The organism is Micromonospora sp. 4G55 (assembly GCF_016803375.1).
Map to the genome: position 1 here is coordinate 1 of NZ_JAEVHN010000528.1, position 4,359 is coordinate 4,359.

Below are 4,359 nucleotides of genomic sequence, written 5' to 3' on the forward strand. Positions count from 1 at the left end.
TGACCGACCCGGCCCGGCTGGCCACGGTCACCCCGGCGGGTGAGGTGCTCGGTGCGGCCGACCTGCCGGCCCTGCGCGCCCTCTACGCGGTGGCGTATCCGGGCAACTGGTTCGATCCGCGGATGCTGGCCACCGGCCAGTACGTGGGGATCCGGCAGGCGGGTGAGCTGGTCGCGGTGGCCGGGGTGCACGTCTGGTCGCCCACGTACCGGGTGGCGGCGCTGGGCAACGTCACCACCCATCCCCGGGTACGCGGGCAGGGCCTGGCCGCCGCCGTGGTCGCCGCGCTGTGCGCCCGGGTGCGCGGCCAGGTCGACCACGTCACCCTCAACGTCAAGGCCGACAACGTCGCCGCCGTGCGGCTCTACCGACGGCTCGGCTTCAGCCGGGTCGCCGACTTCGGCGAGTACACGCTGACTGCGGTGACAGACAGCATGTCCAGCCGCCACGCCGGGTCAACAACCCGACCCTGACCTGGGCATGTGTCGGACGGGCAGGTGCCCTCCGGACCCCTAGCGTCTCCTGGCAGAGGCCGCGTCGTGACGCGGCGGAGCCGAAGGAGCACAGATGGCAGTGACATCAGTACGGGGTCGAAGTCGGTTGGCGGTCCTCACCGCCGCCGTGGCGGCCCTGGTGACCATGGCGGGCGCGCCGGCGCTCGCGGCGCCGGGCGTCGACCCGGCCGTCGTGGACCGCGACGCCGACCCGGGCACGAGCATCGACATCGCCAAGGTGGTCGCCACCCCGCCGATCCCGCCGAAGCCGGACGTGGTCCTGCTGGTCGACACGACCGGCAGCATGGGCACCGTCATCGGTGACGTGCAGGCCAACCTCCAGCAGGTCATCAACAACGTGCGGTCGGTGCAGCCGAGCGCGCAGTTCGCGGTGGCCTCGTACCGGGACGAGAGTGACGGCGCGGAGCTGTTCCGGGTCCGGCAGAACCTCACCGACGACGCGGCCGCGCTGCAGAACGCGGTCAACGGGCTGTCCGCCGGCGGCGGCGGGGACACCCCCGAGGCGTGGGTGAACGGGCTGTTCCAGGTCTCCGACGGCGGGATCGCCTACCGCTCCGGCAGCAGCCGGATCGTGGTGCTCGTCGGCGACGCCCCGAGCCACGACCCGAGCGCCGGGCACACCCTCGGCGCAGGCCACCGCGGCCCTGCAGGCCGACGAGGCGAAGGTGCTGGCGGTCAGCGTCAGCGGCGGCGGTGGTGGCCTGGACGTCAGCGGGCAGGCCAGCGCGGTGGTCGCCGCGACCGGCGGCCAGCTGGTCGGCAGCGCCCCGGAGACCGTCACCGACGCCATCCTCAGCGGGCTGCGGGACCTCGACGTCACCGTCACCCCGACGGTGACGTCCTGCGACCCGGGGCTGACCGTCACCTTCGACGCGGCCTCGCGTACCCAGCAGAGCGGCACGAACGTGCCGTTCGCCGAGACCATCGCGGTGGCCGGGAACGCCCCGCAGGGCGCCACCCTGCACTGCACGGTGGACTTCCTGCTCAACGGGCTCTCCGGTGGGCCGGCGTTCGTCGAGCAGATCAGCGTGACGGTCAACGACGTCACCCCGCCGGTGGTGGTCGTGGACGACCGGACCGTCGAGGCGACCAGCCCCGCCGGCGCGGTCATCACCTACCCGGCCTCGGCGACCGACAACGTCGACGGGCCGCTCACGCCGACGTGCGTGCCGCCGTCGGGCAGCACCTTCCCGCTCGGCGCCACCACGGTGACCTGCACGGCCACCGACGCGGCCGGCAACACCGGCAGCGACACCGCGACGATGCGGGTGGTCGACACCACCGCACCGGCCACGGCGTGCGTGCCGACGAACAACCCGAGCGGGGGCAACATCCCCGGCTCGTACAACCCGGACGGGTTCTACCAGCTCACCTCGACCGACATCGTCGACACGGCGGTGGACGTCTACATCGGTGACAGCGCCGACCCGACGGTGAAGTTCGGTCCGTTCCCCGCCGGCACCGAGATCAAGCTGGTGCAGGCGCCGGGTGCCCAGTCCCGGGTCAAGGACGGCACCGGCGACGTCGACTACAAGGTGACGCTGCGCGGCGACGCGGTGATCACCGGCGTGGACAACTTCGGCAACAGCTCGACGGCGATCTGCCTGGTGGCCCCGCCGCCGAAGTGACCTGCGGCTGATCGGGTGCGGGGGCGGCCGTCGGCCGCCCCCGCGTCGTCAGCGGTGCCGGCTGGGCGAGTCGAACCGGCCGGCGCGGATCTCCCGCAGCGCCCGGCGGCGTACGTCGCCGGAGAGAGTGTCGACGTAGAGGCGGCCGCGCAGGTGGTCGGTCTCGTGCTGCAACGCGCGGGCCAGGAAGCCGCTGCCGGAGATGGTCAGCGGTTCGCCGTGCCGGTCGAAGCCGTGCACGGTGGCGTGCATCGCCCGCCGGGTCGGGAAGTACAGCCCGGGGATGGACAGGCAGCCCTCGTCGTCGTCCTGCGTCTCGTCGGACAGCTCGATGCGCGGGTTGATCATGTGTCCGCGGTGGCCGTCGGCGTCGTAGACGAACACCTGGGCGCCCACGCCGATCTGCGGCGCGGCCACGCCGGCCCGGCCGGGCGCGCCCAGCAGGGTGTCCATCAGGTCGTCGACGAGGTGCTGCAACTCGGCGTCGAAGCTGGTCACCGGCTCGCAGGCGGTGCGCAGGACGGGATCACCGATGATCCTGATGGGGCGTACGGTCATGCCGGAAAGGCTATCCGTGCCTCACGGGCGGCGGTGGCGCACCCCGGTCAGCGCTCGCCGACCAGGACGGCGACGCCGTCGAGGATGCGCGCCAGGCCGAACTCGAAGGCCCGCACGGGGTCGCCGGCCGCCTGGTACTCCTGTCCGGCGGCGGTGCCGACCCGGGCGGCGGTGGGGAACCGCTGCGGGTCCATCACCTTCTCCAGGTACGGCGAGTGCGCCCGCCACCACTGCTCGTCGGTCATGCCGGTGCGCTGCGCCGCCTGGGCGGCCTCCACCGCGCCGCGCACCGCGCCGTGGACGTACCCGTCGACGAGGGTGACCACCGCGTCCATCTCCAGGTCGGTCAGGCCGATACCCTCGACCGCGCGCAGTTCGTACTCGTACTTGGCGGTGACGTTGGGGCCCAGGGGTGGGCGGGTGGTGGCGACCTGCAGCAGCCACGGGTGGCGCAGGTAGAGCGCCCAGTTCTCCCGGGCGATCTGCTCCAGCCGGCCGCGCCAGCCGCCGGGAACCTCGGCGGGGCGGGCGGTCTCGCCGTAGACGGTGTCGAGCATGACGTCGAGCAGTTCACCCTTGCCGGGCACGTGGGTGTAGAGCGACATGGTGCCCACCCCCAGGCGCTCGGCGACCCGGCGCATGGACAGCGCCACCAGTCCCTCGGTGTCGGCCACCTCGATGGCGGCGCGCACGATCCGGTCCACGCTCAGGTCGCCGCCCCGGCGGCTGGCCTTCTCGCTGGTGCGCCAGAGCAGGGCGAGGCTGCGCGCGGGATCCCCGGTGCCGCTGTACTCGACGCTCATGCCGCCACCCTACCGACCCCCGTACGGTGTACGGTGCACCGCTCGCCGTGCGCCGCCACCGGAACCTGGACCGGTGAACGCCCCGCCGTGACCGGAACGGAGCATCCCCAGCCCGCCCTGCCGCCCGACCACCGAGCCTGCGCGGAGGCACCAGCCCGGGCACCTGCGTCGGACGGTCCGTGACGGCTGACCCCGGGTGACGTCCTCGCCGGGATGCCCCCACCCGGGCCAGACCGGTCGTGCGGGACGCTGCGGAGCTGATGACGCCAACGGATCACCCGGCGCGTGGTCCTGAGTCGTCTGCGCCATCAGCTCCACAGCGGGCCAACCCACCGTCCGCGCCGCGTGCCACACCGCGGCGCACAGGGGGCGCCTGCCCGCCCACCGAGAGGCTGGGGCGGCCGATGGCAGGCGGTCAGGGCCGACGAGCGCCGGGAGGCGGGGCCGGTCAGCCGGTGGCGAGCAGGGCGCGGACCGGGGCGGCCTTGGCGGCCGCCTCGGCGACCTCGGCGTCCGGGTCGCTGTCCCAGGTGATACCCCCGCCGGCCCAGACGTGCAGCCGGTCGGCGTCGGCGGCCACGGTGCGGATGGTCAGGCCCAGGTCGAGGCGCCCGGGCCGACCCAGCGAGCGCCCCCATGCTGGCGCCGCGCCCGACGGGTTCCAGGGCGCAGCGGGAGAAGGAGTGGAAGGCCGGTGACCTGGACGTCGTCAGCGAGGTCGACGGCGAGCAGATCGCCGAGGTGCTGGCGCCGCGCCCGACGGGTTCCAGGGCGCAGCGGGAGAAGGAGTGGAAGGCCGGTGACCTGGACGTCGTCAGCGAGGTCGACGCGAGCAGATCGCCGAGGTGCTCGGCA

Annotated in this window: 6 protein-coding genes and 1 pseudogene; 4 read left to right on the forward strand and 3 right to left on the reverse strand. The window is 73.8% G+C overall.

The window, feature by feature from the left end:
* The 3 genes and pseudogenes from JNW89_RS29010 to JNW89_RS29020 form a co-directional block, all read left to right on the forward strand.
* A partial coding sequence (locus tag JNW89_RS29010; protein ID WP_238451516.1) for a GNAT family N-acetyltransferase occupies positions 1-473 on the forward strand: 473 nt, incomplete at its 5' end.
* A 325-nt stretch (positions 474-798) separates the two neighbouring features.
* A pseudogene (locus JNW89_RS39175) lies at positions 799-1,059 on the forward strand (hypothetical protein); the annotation flags it as partial.
* A gap of 121 nt (positions 1,060-1,180) precedes the next feature.
* Entirely contained in the window at positions 1,181-2,143 is a 963-nt protein-coding gene (locus tag JNW89_RS29020) for an HYR domain-containing protein (RefSeq protein ID WP_238451518.1), read from the forward strand.
* A gap of 48 nt (positions 2,144-2,191) precedes the next feature.
* On the opposite strand, the gene def is transcribed toward JNW89_RS29020, so the two are convergent.
* The 3 genes from def to JNW89_RS39180 form a co-directional block, all read right to left on the reverse strand.
* Positions 2,192-2,701 (reverse strand): peptide deformylase, encoded by a 510-nt coding sequence (gene def / locus JNW89_RS29025; RefSeq protein WP_238451519.1) that lies wholly within the window; start codon positions 2,699-2,701, stop codon positions 2,192-2,194.
* 47 nt (positions 2,702-2,748) lie between these two features.
* The gene (locus tag JNW89_RS29030) at positions 2,749-3,504 is read right to left on the reverse strand and encodes a TetR/AcrR family transcriptional regulator (protein ID WP_238451520.1); all 756 of its coding nucleotides are present in this window, start codon (positions 3,502-3,504) and stop codon (positions 2,749-2,751) included.
* Positions 3,505-3,952: 448 nt separating this feature from the next.
* A complete protein-coding gene (locus tag JNW89_RS39180) occupies positions 3,953-4,084 on the reverse strand; it encodes a chorismate-binding protein (protein ID WP_375155162.1) in 132 nt (43 codons plus the stop codon).
* A 56-nt stretch (positions 4,085-4,140) separates the two neighbouring features.
* On the opposite strand from JNW89_RS39180, the gene JNW89_RS29040 reads away from it, so the two are divergent.
* Positions 4,141-4,359: hypothetical protein (locus tag JNW89_RS29040; RefSeq protein ID WP_238451521.1), on the forward strand; the 219-nt coding region annotated here is incomplete at its 3' end.

Excerpts from the sequence above, each read along its gene's own strand:
- def (WP_238451519.1), bottom strand. The coding sequence starts at position 2,701 with ATGACCGTACGCCCCATCAGGATCATCGGTGATCCCGTCCTGCGCACC.
- JNW89_RS29030 (WP_238451520.1), bottom strand. The coding sequence starts at position 3,504 with ATGAGCGTCGAGTACAGCGGCACCGGGGATCCCGCGCGCAGCCTCGCC.